The organism is Chryseobacterium sp. sg2396 (genome assembly GCF_042610505.1).
Classification (GTDB): Bacteria; Bacteroidota; Bacteroidia; order Flavobacteriales; family Weeksellaceae; genus Chryseobacterium.
In genome coordinates, this window is record NZ_JBHGAQ010000007.1 from 1 (window position 1) to 17093 (window position 17093).

At 37.4% G+C, this 17093-nt stretch carries 14 protein-coding genes; 7 read left to right on the forward strand and 7 right to left on the reverse strand.

The features are described 5' to 3' along the window. The first annotated feature begins 649 nt into the window (after positions 1–649). Positions 650–2188: a hypothetical protein gene (locus ACED20_RS08945; RefSeq protein WP_378104229.1), complete on the forward strand. Its 1539-nt coding sequence runs from the start codon at positions 650–652 to the stop codon at positions 2186–2188. A 237-nt stretch (positions 2189–2425) separates the two neighbouring features. On the opposite strand, the gene ACED20_RS08950 is transcribed toward ACED20_RS08945, so the two are convergent. The 3 genes from ACED20_RS08950 to ACED20_RS08960 all read right to left on the reverse strand — a co-directional run bounded on the left by ACED20_RS08950 (position 2426) and on the right by ACED20_RS08960 (position 3864). Then, on the reverse strand, positions 2426–2860 hold the full coding sequence (locus tag ACED20_RS08950) for a hypothetical protein (protein WP_378104230.1): 435 nt from the start codon (positions 2858–2860) through the stop codon (positions 2426–2428). A 472-nt stretch (positions 2861–3332) separates the two neighbouring features. After that, on the reverse strand, positions 3333–3563 hold the full coding sequence (locus ACED20_RS08955) for a hypothetical protein (protein ID WP_294230567.1): 231 nt from the start codon (positions 3561–3563) through the stop codon (positions 3333–3335). A gap of 64 nt (positions 3564–3627) precedes the next feature. After that, on the reverse strand, positions 3628–3864 hold the full coding sequence (locus ACED20_RS08960; protein ID WP_294316952.1) for a hypothetical protein: 237 nt from the start codon (positions 3862–3864) through the stop codon (positions 3628–3630). A 160-nt stretch (positions 3865–4024) separates the two neighbouring features. Here ACED20_RS08960 and ACED20_RS08965 point away from each other — a divergent pair, with 160 nt between their 5' ends. Next, the gene (locus tag ACED20_RS08965) at positions 4025–4324 is read left to right on the forward strand and encodes a helix-turn-helix domain-containing protein (protein ID WP_294316949.1); all 300 of its coding nucleotides are present in this window, start codon (positions 4025–4027) and stop codon (positions 4322–4324) included. A gap of 98 nt (positions 4325–4422) precedes the next feature. Here the strand turns inward: ACED20_RS08965 and ACED20_RS08970 are convergent, their stop codons facing one another. The 4 genes from ACED20_RS08970 to ACED20_RS08985 form a co-directional block, all read right to left on the reverse strand. After that, positions 4423–5739: a sensor histidine kinase gene (locus ACED20_RS08970; RefSeq protein ID WP_378104232.1), complete on the reverse strand. Its 1317-nt coding sequence runs from the start codon at positions 5737–5739 to the stop codon at positions 4423–4425. A gap of 143 nt (positions 5740–5882) precedes the next feature. After that, complete coding sequence (locus ACED20_RS08975) at positions 5883–7226, reverse strand: sigma-54 dependent transcriptional regulator (protein WP_294199322.1); 1344 nt, start codon at positions 7224–7226, stop codon at positions 5883–5885. A gap of 14 nt (positions 7227–7240) precedes the next feature. Then, positions 7241–7483, reverse strand: coding sequence for a PDDEXK nuclease domain-containing protein (locus ACED20_RS08980; RefSeq protein WP_294199321.1), 243 nt, complete (start codon positions 7481–7483; stop codon positions 7241–7243). Then, a complete protein-coding gene (locus ACED20_RS08985; protein WP_378104234.1) occupies positions 7392–8282 on the reverse strand; it encodes a PDDEXK nuclease domain-containing protein in 891 nt (296 codons plus the stop codon). The genes ACED20_RS08980 and ACED20_RS08985 overlap by 92 nt, the downstream gene beginning before the upstream one ends. Positions 8283–8497: 215 nt before the next feature. On the opposite strand from ACED20_RS08985, the gene ACED20_RS08990 reads away from it, so the two are divergent. The 5 genes from ACED20_RS08990 (at position 8498) to ACED20_RS09010 (ending at position 17054) form a co-directional block, all read left to right on the forward strand. Further along, positions 8498–9739, forward strand: coding sequence for an efflux RND transporter periplasmic adaptor subunit (locus tag ACED20_RS08990; RefSeq protein WP_294330594.1), 1242 nt, complete (start codon positions 8498–8500; stop codon positions 9737–9739). A 6-nt stretch (positions 9740–9745) separates the two neighbouring features. Continuing rightward, entirely contained in the window at positions 9746–11152 is a 1407-nt protein-coding gene (locus tag ACED20_RS08995) for a DUF4932 domain-containing protein (RefSeq protein ID WP_294330591.1), read from the forward strand. 76 nt (positions 11153–11228) lie between these two features. Then, positions 11229–11951 carry an ABC transporter ATP-binding protein gene (locus ACED20_RS09000; protein WP_294264583.1) on the forward strand — a complete coding sequence of 241 codons (723 nt, stop codon included), beginning with the start codon at positions 11229–11231 and terminating at the stop codon, positions 11949–11951. A 100-nt stretch (positions 11952–12051) separates the two neighbouring features. After that, positions 12052–14466, forward strand: coding sequence for an ABC transporter permease (locus ACED20_RS09005; protein WP_294330588.1), 2415 nt, complete (start codon positions 12052–12054; stop codon positions 14464–14466). Between the two features lie 170 nt (positions 14467–14636). After that, entirely contained in the window at positions 14637–17054 is a 2418-nt protein-coding gene (locus ACED20_RS09010; protein WP_294264589.1) for an ABC transporter permease, read from the forward strand. The last annotated feature ends 39 nt before the right edge of the window (positions 17055–17093 follow it).

A 17093-nucleotide genomic window follows, 5' to 3' on the forward strand; every position in this document is an offset into this window, starting at 1 on the left:
TAATCACCTCATGGTTTTTACCCGAGTTCACGTTAGTTTTAGTATGTACTACCCGATTTTCCTTATTTGATTGACTTTGACTATCGCAAGAGATTGGTGAAGCCAGTAAAAATGTCCAGCAAAGGATAACAATGTTTTGATTACCTAATTTCACTTTCATTATAACGGTAATTTTAGATACAATAATTTTCCACAACTTAGTTGAAGTTCATGAAATTACAAGACAGGAGATTAAATTAAACCCCACACGAAAATTTAGTGACCATTCCACAATACATTGCTTTAAAATTCAGTAATAGTACTGAATGATTTTTAAATAAATTACATTAATATTGTGCTATTGATAAAGTATCGGCTAATATGTTAGCTGCAGATTGGGGATTGATGTTATTCTCTATAATTTATCTGTTGGTCATAATTTAGCCATGATTTTAGTAACTATTATTATGCTAACAGAGCATATGGGAACATCATCGAGTTCCTAAGTGGGAAATTAATTTCAGTCTAAATTTTTACAATTTATATTATATAAAATGGGATTTGTAAAACAGTGTAATAATTTTTTTTAATAACCACCCTGCTTATAACTAAAAAATGTTATTGCAATTTTAAAGATATAATCAACTAAAAACTAATAATCTAAATAACCATGAAATCAAAATTCAAAAAATTGATGCTTTTGAGCATTACAACAGCTACTTTACTGGGGCTTACATTTTGTAAAAAAAATACTTATTCTAAAACTACAACAAGCTTAGTAAGTATTTTTGAAGATTACAATAAGAATAACGAAATTAAAAATACAGTTGATACCATAGTTCTTGACAATGATCAAATGTTTATTGACTGGTCTTGGCAAAAATTTTTATGGTTAACCTCAAATACCAAAGATAATGTTCCTGTATTTATGAAAGAACTAAAACAGGTTAATGATTTTGGTGAAGAAATAAAAATAGATTTTTTAAAAAAGAAAGGATTACCATCTTCATACTTAAAAGATGGTAAATTACCATTAATCTTAGATTTGTATCAACAAGCAGACGGAACAAAATTGAGTAGCAAGAGCAATTCTCTCGTAAGATATTCGATACATGCTAATGACGGAATATTAGAGATGTTTAATTCAGACGATGCATCAGCAATTATTAGCCAAGCAGCTGAAATACTAAAAAATGATAGCTTAAAGCGCTCTATTCGTGAGAGTAAAAATCAATATCCTGTTGGTGCTACCGAAATTAAAATAGCTTGGATAAAAACATCTGAAGTAGTAGATTCTACTAAAACTTTTAATATCACTGCAATTGTTAATAAACCTGATAAAAATTTGGACGAAAATTATAATAACGTTGAGCTACAAAGAATGTCTATGATTGGTTTTCATATATTTACAGTTACAGCAGAGCACCCTGAAGGCGTGTGGTCAACTTTCGATCAACGAGATTTAGCACCAGATAGAACAAGTTTTCATGGAAACCCTGTAAATTCTAAATCAGATAAATACACATTATTCGATGGAAACTCTGTTGGAAATACAGAAGATGGAATTATTCAAGATACAACCACTCTTACTCCGAAAGTTAAAAATAAAGTATTTCAATCCCATCCTGAAGGAGTTAGATACAATCAGGCATCTCAAGGAATGGACGTTATCAAAGAAGATAGAGAGTTTGTTACAATGATTAAATCTAGTAACGAATTAGCTAAAAAAGCCCTTACGAATGATAAAGTTAAAATATGGGCGAACTATAAATTAGTGGGCTCTATATGGTCAAAAACTAATGCTCCAATTAATGAGTTGCTGGATGGAAATTTATCAAAACCATATGGTATCGGTAATGGGCAAAGTTTTGGCAGTTTAAATTTAGCAAATGTCACTATGGAAACCACATTCCAAGCAGAAGGAATGAATTGTTTTACTTGTCACTCTATGAATAATAATTTATATAGGACAAATGCATCAAAAAAAATAAATGTTAAGTCTCCTTTGATTAACTCACACTTATTTGAAAAATATGCAGAGTTAAAAGCAGCATTATTAGCAAGTCAAGGAGCAGCCAAAACTGACATTAATAAAAAATTGAATACTACTACAATGAAATCTTCTAATAATATAGATGAAATTAATAAGTTAAAAAATAGCATAAGGGAATCATCTCGTGAAGAAGCTAGAGAATTACTTAAAAAGTAGTTATAATACAATAAAAGATTTATAGAGAACCTATTTAATCATTATTCAGCTCTACAATTCTTTCCAAATCCTCCACCAAATGCTTCCGATATCCCTCCGGTTACCGGTACAAAAAACCTCTGAAATCATTTGATTTTCAGAGGTTTTTATTTAGTTGATTTCGGCAAATACCCAAATTCTATTCCCTGTAATATTTTTATAGAGCTCATCAATTATATAATTCCCATTGTTATCTTTTTACATAAGATTATCCAGTAATGAGATTTGCCGAATAAAATCAGAATTTTGATAATCTTCTTTCAAATTTTTGAGAGATAATTTTTTAATAAGTGATTTAAGATTTTTACTGAAAAAATAATGTTCCCTGCTGTTAAATGAAGAATAATACCTTTCTTTTTTAGAATAAATAACCAATCCTGATTTATCATTCTCCAGTACACGAACATATTCGTAATCTTCCCAAAAAATACCCTGATTATAAAAACGGAATATTTCATTTCCTTTTTGGTAACCCCAGATTTCGTCGTTAGAATAAGCATGCCTTATGTTTCCCAGCCTGAGAGTAATAAAATTATAATTTATACTTATTTTATTTTTCTTATCATCCAAACATAACTTGTCATGAAATTTCTCATTTGAAAAATCCCGATAATTCTTGTATATTTTAACCATTTCAAGACAGCTGTCTTTTGGATTTGAGTATATTGTAAAAAGACTCAAAAAACAATGTAAAATCATAGAAAATAGTATTTAATCGCCAAACAAAAATGTTGCAACAGATTTACCTCCGCCGATGGCATCTAAAACACCACCTACTATAGCTCCGGCACCTCCGGCAGTTGCTCCTCCTATAGCTTCTCCTATGGCACCGGCAACAGCTCCATGAGCATCCGCTTTCCAAGGGCACTTCAGTTAAAAAAATCCCATTTTGCCCTGCGTTACTTTGTAAGTAGAACTGCTTTTAGCCACTGCTGCAAATTCAATGACAAACATAAAAAACTTTTTAACACATTTCCTTTTACAGTGGTAAAAAAAAATTAATATTTAAATCTCTAAAAAATCATTTTTATATTTAAACAGGGAAAATATAATGTTAGCTTTCAATATTTTAAAGTTAATGCAGAAATTTTATAAATTCATTTATTCAGATATTGCATTTTGTATTATTAGATATAAATCTTTTTAATTTTTTCGCCAGATGCGGCTGCGGCAAAGATAAAACGCTTAGAAAAGTAGTGTTGGTACGGTTTCCGTCCTTATCCACTTTTAAAACGATGGAACCGCAGCACGGAGAAGGAAAAAAGTAGTTTTCGTACCATGCCCCGCACGCGAAGCATTCTGTAATAATGATTTCTTTTTTTTCAGAATTTTCCATAGTCATTTTGTTTTTTTGGTGTTATTTAAGTCGTTTTAATTTTTCGCATACCTACGGAAAATTATTAATCATCAGTCTCTACCTGTATCTTGTTAAGCAGGGAAACTTTGTACAGCGCGTCAATGACACGTTCATCGATCATCCGCCTGTTTTTTACCCGTCTTATGTAGGCAGGATCCTTTGCTTCTTCTTTCAGGATCATATTGACGGAAGTGGTATAATGCGCAGGCAACCATTTGTCAATGAAATCAAATTTATCGACGATTTTTTTCTTCAGGTAGCGATGTATCGGTTGGCCCATAGAAATAAATAAATTTTGTTTAACCTTTTTTCGTAATTTTGTGTTTGTCCTAAAGGACAATTGTAAAAGCAAATATACAACTATATATTTAATCAACAATATATTATTTAAATTTTAACAATTATTAATTGTTTATTTTAACACAAATTAGCGACTCAATATGAAAATTTACGAAAAGATCCGTGAGTACAGCAAGGGAAAAGGCGAAACCATGAAGGAGATTGCCGAAAAATACGGGGTAACCCCACAGGCTATTCAGATGTATTTTTCAGGAAAAAATGCGATGCCCCTCAACTTCTTGGTTTGGTACATCGAAGAACATCCGGAAATAGACCTGTATGCGCTTTTCAGCAAAGAACACACCCAGATTGTTTCTGAGCCGCGCGCAGAATATCACAAGAGATACAGGAAACAGCACGTAATCGACCGGATCGTCAGTATCCTGGAAGAAGAACTGTAAATAAAATCTACTTTTATATTAGAATACTTATTACCGGAAAAGGAGTTAAAGACTGTCTTTTTCCGGTTTTATTTTAATTTTCATAATGCCGGCAATAACTAATCAATAAACCAGATCTCAAAACGGCTTCCTTGCTCCAGGGGCTTATAATTAAGATAGCCCTTATGCGCTTCGATAATACTTTTGCTGAGGGTTAATCCAATGCCGGAACCACCGCTTCTGGTGGTAAAAAAAGGAAGGAATATTTTATTCTGAATTTCTTTCTGAACGCCCGTCCCGTTATCCTCCACACTTAAAACAATACGTTTATTCTGCATTTTGATTTCCGTTTTAATTGTCTTTTCAGCGCTTCCGGAAACCGCATAAATAGCATTCAGATAAAGATTGATCAGACAGCGTCCGATCATTTTTTCATCCGCCGAAATGGTGAAATTTTCTAATGAATTAATAATTGTGATCTGATTTTTTTCAAATTCGGACTTAAGGAAATTAAGTGCCGACTCTGTAATATCCTTCAGTGAAATATTTCTGAAAACAGGTTTCGGGAGTTCTGCAACCTGCCGGTAGTCGTCCACAAAATTCAGCAGCTGTTTTGATTTTGAATTGATGATCATCAGGCTCTCCTTCATGTCTTGCTGATCTTCTTTTTCGATAACATCCTGATTGGCAATATACTCAAGATTCTGAATCAGGCTGTTTACGGGTGTCAGAGTATTCAACAGCTCGTGGGAAATCACCTTCATCAGATTATTCCACGCCAGCTTTTCTTTCTGTTCGATAATTTTCTGAACCGACTCCAGGCTGATGATACAGAAACGGTGTCTGGCATTCTGAACCTTTTTCGTCCTGAGGGAAAACGACTGTTTTACATTTTCATTAATCGAAATTTCAAAGAATTCCTGTGAGTTTTCGTATTGTGTCTGTTCAATAACCTGATAAAAACCGGGCGCTTTATTTTCGTAAAGACTCCATGAATTGTATTTGGGGATCTGCAGGATCTCCAGGAATACCGGATTTACATAGAAAACGTTCCATTCTTTCTCCTGTTCGGACAGTATCATCAGTCCGATTTCCAGCTGATTCAGGATTTCTTCATACAAAAGTTTATAGGAAGATTGCGAAAGATGTTCCTCTTTGCTTTGATAATAAAGCTTTACTGCATTATCCGCCAAATTGTTACCTTCCGTTTTCGGAAATAATGAAAAATCCTTTTTCTGAATCGCTAACAGTAGTTTTTCCGTTTTCTGAATGTAAGATAATGCTGAAGTCTTTGCCAAAAAAATAAAGATAAGACTCACAAGTGAAAACAAAATACAGTTGATCCACTTATTCTGAGAATAAAAATCAAATGCAACAATTCCGCAGACAATCGACAGCAGAATAAACAATATCCAGAAAATTTCTTTTTTATTCATTATAAATTATAGCCAAGACAGGCCTGAAGCATATATAATTAAACTTTTCATCCAGGATTTATTGCAATAAGTTTGTGGAAGCTTATCAAAATCCAGTATTATTCAACATATTTTAGTGATGCGTACCATGAACCGGCAGCTATTTACAGTTCAAATTTTTCCATCCTCCTGTATAATGCTGCCCGCGACAATCCCAGATCTTCTGCTGCCAGAGAAATATTACCGCGGTGTTTTTTCAGGGCCTTTTTAATCAACAGCTCTTCCATGTCTTCAATATTCAGGTTCGTAATGGACTTCTCCGGTTCTTCATCCTGAGGCATCAGCAATTTCAGAACTTTCTCATGGGAAAGAATTACGCTCCTTTCGATACAGTGGTCAAGTTCACGGATATTGCCCGGCCAGGAATAATGCACCAACTCCGAAACCAAATCTTCATTCAGCATCAGGTCAGTCTTATGGTATTTCTGCTTGTATCTATCCAGAAAATAGGTAGCTAATCCCGGAATATCTTCCTGCCGTTCTTTCAGACTGGGAATATTTAATTCAACCGTATTGATCCTGTAATATAAGTCTTTCCGGAAACGGTTTTCCGAAACAGCTTTTTTAAGGTTTTCGTTGGTAGCAAAAATAAACCGCACATCCAGTAATCGTTCTTTGCTCTCCCCTATTCTGGAGAGTTTTCTGTTTTGGATCAGGCTTAACAGCTTCGTCTGAAGATGAAGGGGAAGATTCCCGATTTCATCCAGGAAAACCGTTCCGTTTTCAGCATTTTCAATTTTTCCGGCATAATCCCGGTGCGCATCGGTAAATGCGCCTTTTTTATATCCGAATAATTCCGCTTCAAAAAGATTTTCGGAAAGGCTACCCAGATCGATATGCACAAAAGGCTGGCTCTTCCTGTTTGAAAGTTCATGAACATATTCTGCCAAAACATATTTTCCCGTTCCATTTTCTCCCAGGAGCAAAACATTAGCATCTGTGGCAGCAACCCTTTCGATCTGTCCCATTACCTCCTGCATCGCCGGCGATTTGGTTTCAAGCTGATATTGATTAATTTTAATGCTTACACTTTCCCACTGATTTAGCTTTCTGTTTTTCCGCGATATATCGACGGCCAAATTTACGGAAGCATATAGCTTCTCATTATTCCAGGGTTTCAGGATAAAGTCGGATGCTCCGTTTTTCAGGGCTTCAACAGCCAATTCCACTTCGCCGTAAGCTGTCATAAGGATGATCGGAAGCTGGGGTTCCAATGTTTTGATCTCCTTCATCCAGTACAACCCGTCCTGCCCGCTTTCAAAACCTTTCCGGAAATTCATATCCAGAAGCACAGCATCCACCTGGTGCTCGGATAAAAACTTCAGAATGTTTTTGGGCTGACTCAGGCAACTGACTTCGGTAAAAAATTTCTTGAGCCAAACCCTCGCCGAAAACAAAATATCCTCGTCATCATCAACAATTAATATATGGGCTTCTTTTTTTCGCATTTCTGAATTAAAATTTATAGCAATTTTTTACGTTCAAAACGTTCTTTTGCTTCAATTGGAGCTAAGTGTAATTTTCTTTCCAGTTCTTTTTTAGGCGGCAGTTCGGTCCGGTATTCAGCGACCATGATGCCATCTTTGTGCATTTCCAGGAGTTCTATCTGTTCCTTACTGCTTTCGGCACAAAGGATTAATCCGATCGGCGTTTCTTCTCCTTCCTGTTTTTCGTTTTTGTTGAGCCATTTCAGGTACAGCTCCATTCTGTCCTTTATGCTTCGCCTGGAATTTCCCCAATTTCAGTTCGATGGCCACTAATCTTTTAAGCGAACGGTGGAAAAATAACAAATCAAGATAAAAATCTTCGCCGTCGATAATCATTCTTTTCTGACGTTCCACAAAGGCAAATCCTCTTCCTAATTCCAGAATAAATTTTTCCAGTCCGTGAAGGATGGCCGTTTCAATGTCTTTTTCCAGATAATCGTTTTGTAACCTAAGAAAATCTAATAAATAAGGATCTTTAAAAGTATTGATGGGAAAATTTTCGCTTTGAGATGACTGCAGATTGGCAATTTCTGTCCGTTCAAAGGTTTTATTGGCGATTTGTTTGCGAAGTTCTCTTTTTCCAAGTGCTCCTTCAATAGCCAAATTTGCATAAAACAATCTTTGCTCTATTGACTTTAAAGGAATTAGAATCAAAAAATGTGACCCGCTTAATTGTCGTGCCAGTGGAACGACAATTTGCATATCCGGAAAAACATCGGCAAACTGAATCATTCTCCGTACATTTTTTTCAGCAAAATTTCTTCCATAAGCATTTTCCAATTGTGTCGCTACTGTCGTCACAATCTGTTTTCCATATTCTGCGCGCTGGTTTTGCAGAATGTCGTCATTGATCCTTTTACCCACCTGCCAAAACAAAATCGTAAGTGTGCTGTTGGCCTGCATTGCCACCTGATGACGGCTTTGCTCGATCAGCCTTGATAGGTCAATAAAAAGTTCTTCGTTGGAAAATACCTTTAGGTTATGGTGAGACTGTGTGTTTTCAAATTTTTTAGCCATCGTTTTTACTATTCATCATTTATAAAGTTTACCCGAAATAAAAATCCCTCATCAATTATACTAAAATGTCCGTTTCCGTACAAAAAGTGTCCGATACCGAACAGTTTTAAAATTAATAAAATTATATTCAATCACATTTACAGAGAGTTACAGTATTATAAACCTGTGGCATTTTCATTGTGTAATTTCCTGTAAGTAAAAGAGTTATCTACAATATGGATACGAAAATAGTAAAAAAGAAATCCAAACTGAAATTTATCTTTATCATCATCGCACTGGCTTTGGCCATTTCGGCTTTTGGGTGGTATTTTATTAATCAGAAAAAAACATATAATGTAAAACAGGAAGACATCACCATTGATGAAGTAACCCAAGGGAAATTTGAAGATATGCTGATGGTGACTGCGCAGACGCAATCGCTTAATTCTTCCCTGGTCAACGTTCTGGAAGGCGGTGCCGTGAAAGAAATTTTTGCGGAAGACGGGCAGATGCTGACGAAAGGACAACCGATTGCAAGAGTTTATAATCCAAATACGGAATTCAATTACCTCAATCAGGAAACGGGAATCATGCAGCAAATCAGCCAGATGAGAAGTTCACTTCTGGAACTGAAGAATCAGGAATTCAGCCAGGATAAGGAAGTACTGCAATCACAGAATGATTACAATACGGCTTTGCAGACTTTTAATCTGCAGAAAAGATTGTACGATGCGGAAATCGGCAAGAAAACGGACTACGACGTAGCCCTTCAGAATCTGACTTATCAGAAGGAGAGAAAATCAATTGTAGAGAAAGGTGCCCGCAATGAAAAAGCCTCCCGGAATTCACAGTTTGCAGCGATTAACAGTTCCATCAGACAGATGGAAAAAAGTTTAAGCATCCTCCGTTCCAATAAAAATAATTTCCTGATTATGGCTCCGGCTTCGGGACGGCTGTCTTCATTCAGCATTTCTCCCGGACAAAATTTAACCTCGGGTGAAAGCATCGGAAAAATCGATCTGATGGGCGGATACAAACTGGTGGCAAAAGTGGATGAATATTACATCAGCAAATTAACAAACGGCATCAAAGGAACGCTGGACAACAATGGCAAAGAATACGAAGTGATCATCACCAAAATCCTTCCGGAAGTAAAGGAGGGACAGTTTTCGGTAGAGCTGAATTTTATAGAAGCTAAAATGGAGAATCTGAAAATCGGGATGACGTTCGGTGTAAAGCTGAAATTATCCGCCGACACCCAAAGCATGATGATTCCGAAAGGCAATTTCTACAAAGACACCAATGGAAAATGGATCTTTGCAGTCAAAGGAAACAAAGCCGAAAAACGCAACATCAGCCTGGGAAGGGAGAATCCGCTATATTACGAGGTGGTTTCAGGGCTTAAGCCAGGCGAATCGGTAATTACGTCGGATTATTCGGAGCTGAAAAAATATGAAATTCTTGATATTCAAAAATAAATTAAAATGATTTGGACAAAAAAATTCCTGTGTGTATGCATTATTGTTCTTTCAGCTTTCAGTTCTGCGCAGGAGCAGCTGATGCCGGAGGTAGATGAAAGAGTGGAGATTGTAAGTATTGTTTTCAGGCTGGCAGGGGCAGAAGAATACAGCCAGGATTATAACAAAAAATATGCAGAGGACATTAATGCCTATTTTGAACCTTACAAAAATGCAGAAGTTATAAAATTTGTACAGGAAAACCGTAACAAACACGGTCTTGGATATGATGCCGTGATGTCTATGGCACTCCATCTTTCATTTAAAAATAAAAAATTCAGCTTCACCAAAGAAAAGGAAAGCACACTGGAAAAAAGATGGGAAAAAGTAGAGGTGAAAAAATTTGTCTCCCTGCTGAATAAATTTTATAAGAATTCTGATTTTCAGAAGTTTTTCGATAACCATTCTGCCAGTTATGCAAAGGCAGTGCAGGCATACGGGCAAAGTATTCTGAAGGATTTTAATCAGAACTGGTATCCCCATTTTTACGGTAAAGCCCCTAATGAGGAATACAGGATCATTTTAGGTTATGGGAACGGTGGCGGCAATTACGGGATCACCCTGCATCCTGAGCATCATAAGACCATTGTATACGCTGTGGTTGGCGTTTCGGACTTTGATTCCGACGGAAACGCAATATTTGATAAAAATGAGTTCCAGCCTTTGCTGATCCACGAATTCAATCATTCGTTTGTCAATTACATCCTGGAAATGAAGAATTACAAATCCGAGCTTAAAGCGCCTGCAGAAAAAATTTATTCCCTGGTAGAAAAAGAAATGAAATCGCAGGCTTACGGTGATTGGGAGACCATGATTAACGAGAGTCTTGTAAGAGCAGCAGTGATCCGGTACATGATAGACAACCATTATCCTCAGAGCACTATTGATGAGGAAATCCAAATGCAGAGAGGACGTAAATTTTTATGGATTAAAGAATTGACGGAACTTCTCGGAAAATATGAAGAAAGCAGAAACAGATTCCCTGTTTTGGAGGATTTTTATCCGGAAATCATTGCATTTTATAAAAATTTAGAGCCAAAGTTACAAGGGATTATCGATAACCAGCCAAAAGTCGTTTCGGTCTCTCCAGATATTATGGATAAAAACGATGTTGATTCTAAGATTACGGAGATTATCATTACTTTCAGCAAGGAAATGTTAGGAAAAGGAGTTTCCATCAATCTCGGGGAATCGGGAAAAGAGCATTTTCCGCTGAAAAAATTTGAAGGATACTTAAACAATAATACAGCAATAAAAATTCAGACCGAAATGAAGCCTGACACAGAATATGAGTTTGTTTTAACGGGTAATAAATTTATATCGAAGGATGGATATCCGCTGCAGCGAACCTCCATTAAGTTTAAAACTAAGTAAAAACTCGTTAGGCACGACCAATAAGCTATTCACCAGATCATATATTAAATTTTATCTAACCTTAAAAAATTTTCAAATGATAAACATTACAAACCTTTCCAAAATCTATAAAACCGAAGATGTTCAAACCCATGCACTTAATAACGTCAGCCTTCAAATCAAAGAAGGCGAATTCGTAGCAATCATGGGACCATCAGGCTGCGGAAAATCGACTTTCCTCAATATTCTGGGCCTGCTGGACAGTGCTTCCTCAGGTTCTTACCAATTTGAATCGGTGGAAACCATCGGGATTTCTGAAAAGAAAAAGTCGGACATCCGAAAGAAAAATATTGGTTTCATTTTTCAGAATTTTAATCTGATTGATGAACTCACTGTCTACGAAAATATCGAATTGCCATTGATCTACAACGGCATTTCTTCCTCAGAAAGAAAAAGACGGGTGGAAGAAATTATGGAGAAAATCAACATCGCACACCGGGCAAAACATTATCCGCAGCAACTTTCCGGAGGTCAGCAGCAGAGAGCGGCCGTTGCGAGGGCTTTGGTAACAAGACCAAAACTTATCCTGGCTGATGAGCCCACGGGAAATCTGGACAGTTCTAATGGAAATGAAGTAATGAATCTCCTCGCAGAACTTCACAGAGAAGGCTCTACGATCGCGATGGTAACGCACTCTTCCTATGATGCCGGTTACGCTTCAAGAATCGTGAATATGAAAGACGGTGAGATTTTCTCCGAAGAACATGCTGAGCAGAGAAAAGATGTTTTCGAAAAAGCAGACGCAAAAAACTTTGAGTAAAAAAGCAGTAAGCGTGGTGATCGGAACAGGATGTTATTGAACGTAATAATTTAAACATCCAACTTCCATCATCCAGCTTCCAACCTAAAAAACTACAATTATGCTAAACAACTGGCTCAAAATTGCCTTCATCAATTATAAAAAGAACTGGCTTTCCACGATCATCAACCTGTTTGGACTGACCATTGGTTTGACAGGTTTTATGCTCATCCTGATGCACTGGAATGATGAAGAATCTTACGAAAAATGGAATCCGAAGAAGGATAACATCTACGCATTTCAGCAATACAATCCAAAAGAAAATACCTACAGCCCGAGTATCTCATATCCTCTTGCAGACCGTACATTGAAAGTTATTCCGGAAATCAGGGATTATGTTTTGTTCAGTGGTTCGGGAATGGCTTTTAAGATGACTGCTAAAAATAAAACCGTTTACCAGAAGGAAGGAATGAACGTCTCCCAGAACTTTTTCAACTTTTTTCCATTCAGACTGGCAGCAGGAAGTTTTAAGGATGCTTTAAAAAATGAAAATTCAATTGCATTTTCCACCAAAGCGGCCAAAAACCTTTTCGGTAAAACAAATATCGTCGGAGAAAATGTAAAATTCGATAATAAAAATTATATCGTTACCGCAGTTTATGAATTACCAGAAGGAAACAGTGTGATAAAACCGGAATTTGTAGTGCTGGCTTATGATAATTTAAAAAATGATAAAGAAGGTTGGGGAAATTTTAATTACGGATGCTTTTTTATGCTGGATAAAAATGCAGATACGGAAGCCATTCAGGAAAAAATACTGAAAGAGGTGTTTCTGTACCGGGCAAAAATAAATGCGCAGGGAGCGGGTGTTACCCCTGAAAAATATCTGGAGTTATACGGTCCGCAAGGAAGCCTTTTAACCCCGCTGGACCAGATGAAACTCCATGGAAAAGCTTATTGGTTTGGAACAGGCGATTTTAAAACCATGATGATCCTCTTCAGCCTTTCCGTTTTAATTGTTATTTTGTCGGCCATCAATTTTATCAATCTGAAAACAGCGCAGGCTTCCCAGCGTGCCAAAGAAATCGGGGTGCGAAAAGCCATCGGAAGCACGAAAACCCAGCTGGTCCTTCAGTTTTTACTGGAAACATTTTTACTTTGTTTTACATCCTATTTTTTATCGCTGGCACTCACCGAACTCCTGTTGCCAAGCTTCAACAAATTCTTTGATAAAGAAATCGTGATGAACGACTGGCATATTTACCTGTATTCATTTGCAATGGTATTGGCTGTAACGCTTATTTCCGGATTGGTTCCCGCTACCTACCTGGCCAACTTCAAAGCCATCGAAACACTGAAAGGAAATTTTGCCAGAAGCAGACATGGAATATGGCTCAGAAACGGCATTTTAACGCTGCAGCTTATTATTTCTTCATTCTTCATCATCGGCGGTCTGATCGTCAACAGCCAGGTAAAATACATGATGGGTAAAGACCTTGGATTTAATGGAAAACAGATTTTTCTTGTTTCCTTCAATGAAAATAACCCTAAACCCTGGCTGAAATACGAACGCCTTAAAAATGAGATGCGGAAAATACAAGGTGTTGAGGAGGTATCATATGGAGAAGCCGTGGCCGGAAGCTACCGTTACAGCAATTCTAATATCGATTACAAGGATAAAACCATTTATGCACAGCACGGCTCAATGGATTACAATTATCTTCCTTTTATGGGCATTAAGCTTCTCAAAGGACGCTGGCTGGATCCAAAACTGGCTTCAGATACCATCAATAATGTGCTGGTGAATGAGACTTTCGTGAAGCAATTCGGATGGACGGATGATCAGGCTTTCAAAAATGAATTTCGCCCGGGTTTTGATGATAAACCGTACAAAATTGTAGGGATCGTAAAAGATTTTAATCTTAAAAGCCTGAAATCCGAAATAGAACCCATGATATTTTTCCATTACCGGGCCACATCATGGAAACGCTTTAATGTTTACAACATCCAGCTGAAACTGAAACCCGACGATATACCGGCCACCGTAAAAAGAATTAAAAAATACTGGGAGAGCAATGTGGAACCGGGCTATCCGTTTGATTCCTATTTCATCGACAAGCAGTTCGCAAAAACGTTCGAGAAATACCAGAAGCAGCAGACCTTATTCACGATCCTGAACGCAATGGTACTGATGGTAGCTTTATTAGGATTATTCGCTTTGTCATCATTGATGATCGAGCAAAAACTTAAAGATGTCGCCATCAGGAAAACTCTAGGCGCATCAGACGGAACTTTAATCATGGGATTAACAAAACAATTCCTGTGGATTACTTTGATCGCCGTTTTAATAAGCATCCCGATCAGTTATTATCTGATGAACGAGTGGTTGAAAGACTTTGCCTACCGTATCGATATGCCGGCTTTTCCTTTCGTTCTCAGTCTGATTCTATTGTTGATCCTGACCTTTGCTGTCGTGAGCATCAAAGCTTACCAAGCGACAAAAGTGAATCTTGTGAAATATTTAAAGTACGAATAAAAGAACCCGAAGGGTTCAAGATAAATAGCCGTAAGTGAAACCTACGGAAGCTTGTGAAATATCTGAAATATGAATAAGATGGAAGCTGGGTAATGGGAGCAGGACGTTTTTCTGCACAAAAGTTAACAGGATCTCCCATCATCCGGCTTCCAACCTAAAAAACAACAATTATGCTAAAGAACTGGCTCAAAATAGCATTCATAAATTACAGAAAAAACTGGCTTTCCACCATCATCAATGTGTTGGGGCTGAGTGTCGGGCTGTGTGTTTTCCTGTTGATATTTATCCATTGGCAGGATGAAAAATCGTATGAACAATGGATTCCGGACAGGGAAAATATCTATTTCGTAGAAAACGGCAATGCTTCTTTCGGAATGATGTCCAGCTCCAGCTATCCGGAAATCTTTGTCTTAAAAGAAAATTTCCCGGAGATAGAAGATGCCACGATCCTCAATGATTGGGGAAAGCAGAAGCTCAGTTTTAATGGTAATTCCGCATATGTTCCAGGAACGGCTTCGGTAGACTCTTTTTTCAGGTTTTTCAGGTTTGAAGAAATAGCGGGGAATTTCCGGAACGCTTTGTCAGATAAAGGAAAAATAGCCCTTTCAATGGAAACCGCCCGTTTGCTTTTCGGTGACGATTATCTTAACGCGATTGGCAAATCCATTACCAACGATTCTAATGACAACAAATACGTGGTCACAGCGATTTACAGACTTCCCGAAGGCAATACGGTTTTCAAACCCGGTTTTATTTACAAAAATCCGTATCTGGAACAGTCAAAAGATCAATGGACCAGCTACAGTTATAATGGTTTTTTTAAAATCAGACCCGGCACGGATATCAGAGCACTCGAAAATAAACTGTCAAGACAGATGCAGGTGCAAGACGAAATTGCTTCAAAAAAATGGGGCTTAACCATCGATAAGAAAAATCTGACGATGGTTTATCTTACCCCAATCAACAAAATGAAACTGGATGCCAGAAGTGACGGCATCAGCAAAGGGGACAAAAAATCGATTATGATCCTGATGGGATTGTCTGTTTTGATTTTAGCCTTGTCGGGAATCAATCTCATTAATCTCAAAACCGCGCAGGCGTCCCAAAGAGCCAAAGAGGTCGGCGTGAGAAAAGTGGTAGGAAGCTCGAAAACAGCTTTGGTTTTACAGTTTTTGCTTGAGACTTTTATGATTTGTCTGGTAGCTTATGTAGTTGCTTTTGCAATGGTGGAGCTGCTCCTGCCTTCTTACAACAAATTCCTGAGCAAAGATATTAAGCTAATTGATCCGAATCTGTTTGTTTACACAGGATTATTGCTGATAGTCTTTTCCTTGATTTCAGGATTGATTCCGGCACTTTATCTGTCGAATTTCAAGCCGATCAATACGCTGAAAGGCAACTTTGCAAGAAGCAAAAACGGGGTCTGGCTGAGAAACGGGATTTTGACTTTGCAGTTGATTATCTCATCGTTTTTCATCATCTGCTCATTGATTATCCACACTCAGGTACGTTATATGATGAATAAAGATCTGGGCTTCAGAGGCGACCAGGTAATTCAGATTAATTTCAAAAAAGGAAGCTGGGAAAATAATTTCAATGTTAAAAAATACAAAAGGCTGAAAACCGAACTGGCAAGAATTCCCGGTGTAACCGATATCACCGGTTCTGTAAATTCTATAGGGAACGGCACAGCCAATGCCTCAGTTGTAAAATTGTCTACAGATACTACCCAAACAGCTCAGACGATGCTGGGCGGGATTGACGAAAATTTTTTAAAATTTTATAAAGTAAAATTCCTTGCCGGGCGGGATCTGGACTGGAAAAAAGCCTCCGACACCATTAATGGTGCTGTTGTGAATGAAACCTTTGCGGGAAAGTTAGGCTTTAATCCGAAAACGGCTTTGGGAAAAGAATTCTTTACGGGTTGGGACGGCAAGAAAAAATATACAATCCTGGGCGTGGTGAAAGATGTTAACTATGCTGGTGTAGAACAAACGGTTATGCCGATTGTCTACTTCAATTATGACAGGAACTGGGTTAAAAATAATATGAACAATCTTCAAATCAAAATTTCCGGAAAAGATATCAACGGAACCTTGGCACGCATCAAAGAATTCTGGACCACCAAAGCGGAACCGGGCTATCCTTACGAATTTGAATTTGTAGATAAACAATTTGCGAAAACATTTGAGAAATTCCAGAAACAACAGACCTTATTTACAACATTAAATATTGTGGTTTTGGTCATCGCATTATTAGGATTATTTGCTTTGTCATCATTATTGATTGAACAGAAACTAAAAGACGTTGCCATCAAGAAAACCTTAGGCGCAGATGAAAAAACCATTGTCTGGGATTTAACCAAAAGATTTCTGTTGATTTGCGTCCTTGCCGTTTTCATGAGCATTCCGTTTGGATATTATGCGATGAACGAATGGCTGAAAGATTTTGCTTACCGAATTGAGATGCCTGTTTGGCCATATATCCTGAGCATGCTTTTGTTATTGATTCTGACTTTTGTTGTCGTGAGTTTAAAAGCCTACCGTGCTACCAAAATCAACCTTGTAAAATACCTGAAGTACGAATAAAGCCGGAAGCTGGGTGATGGAAGCTGGAAGTTTTAGAAA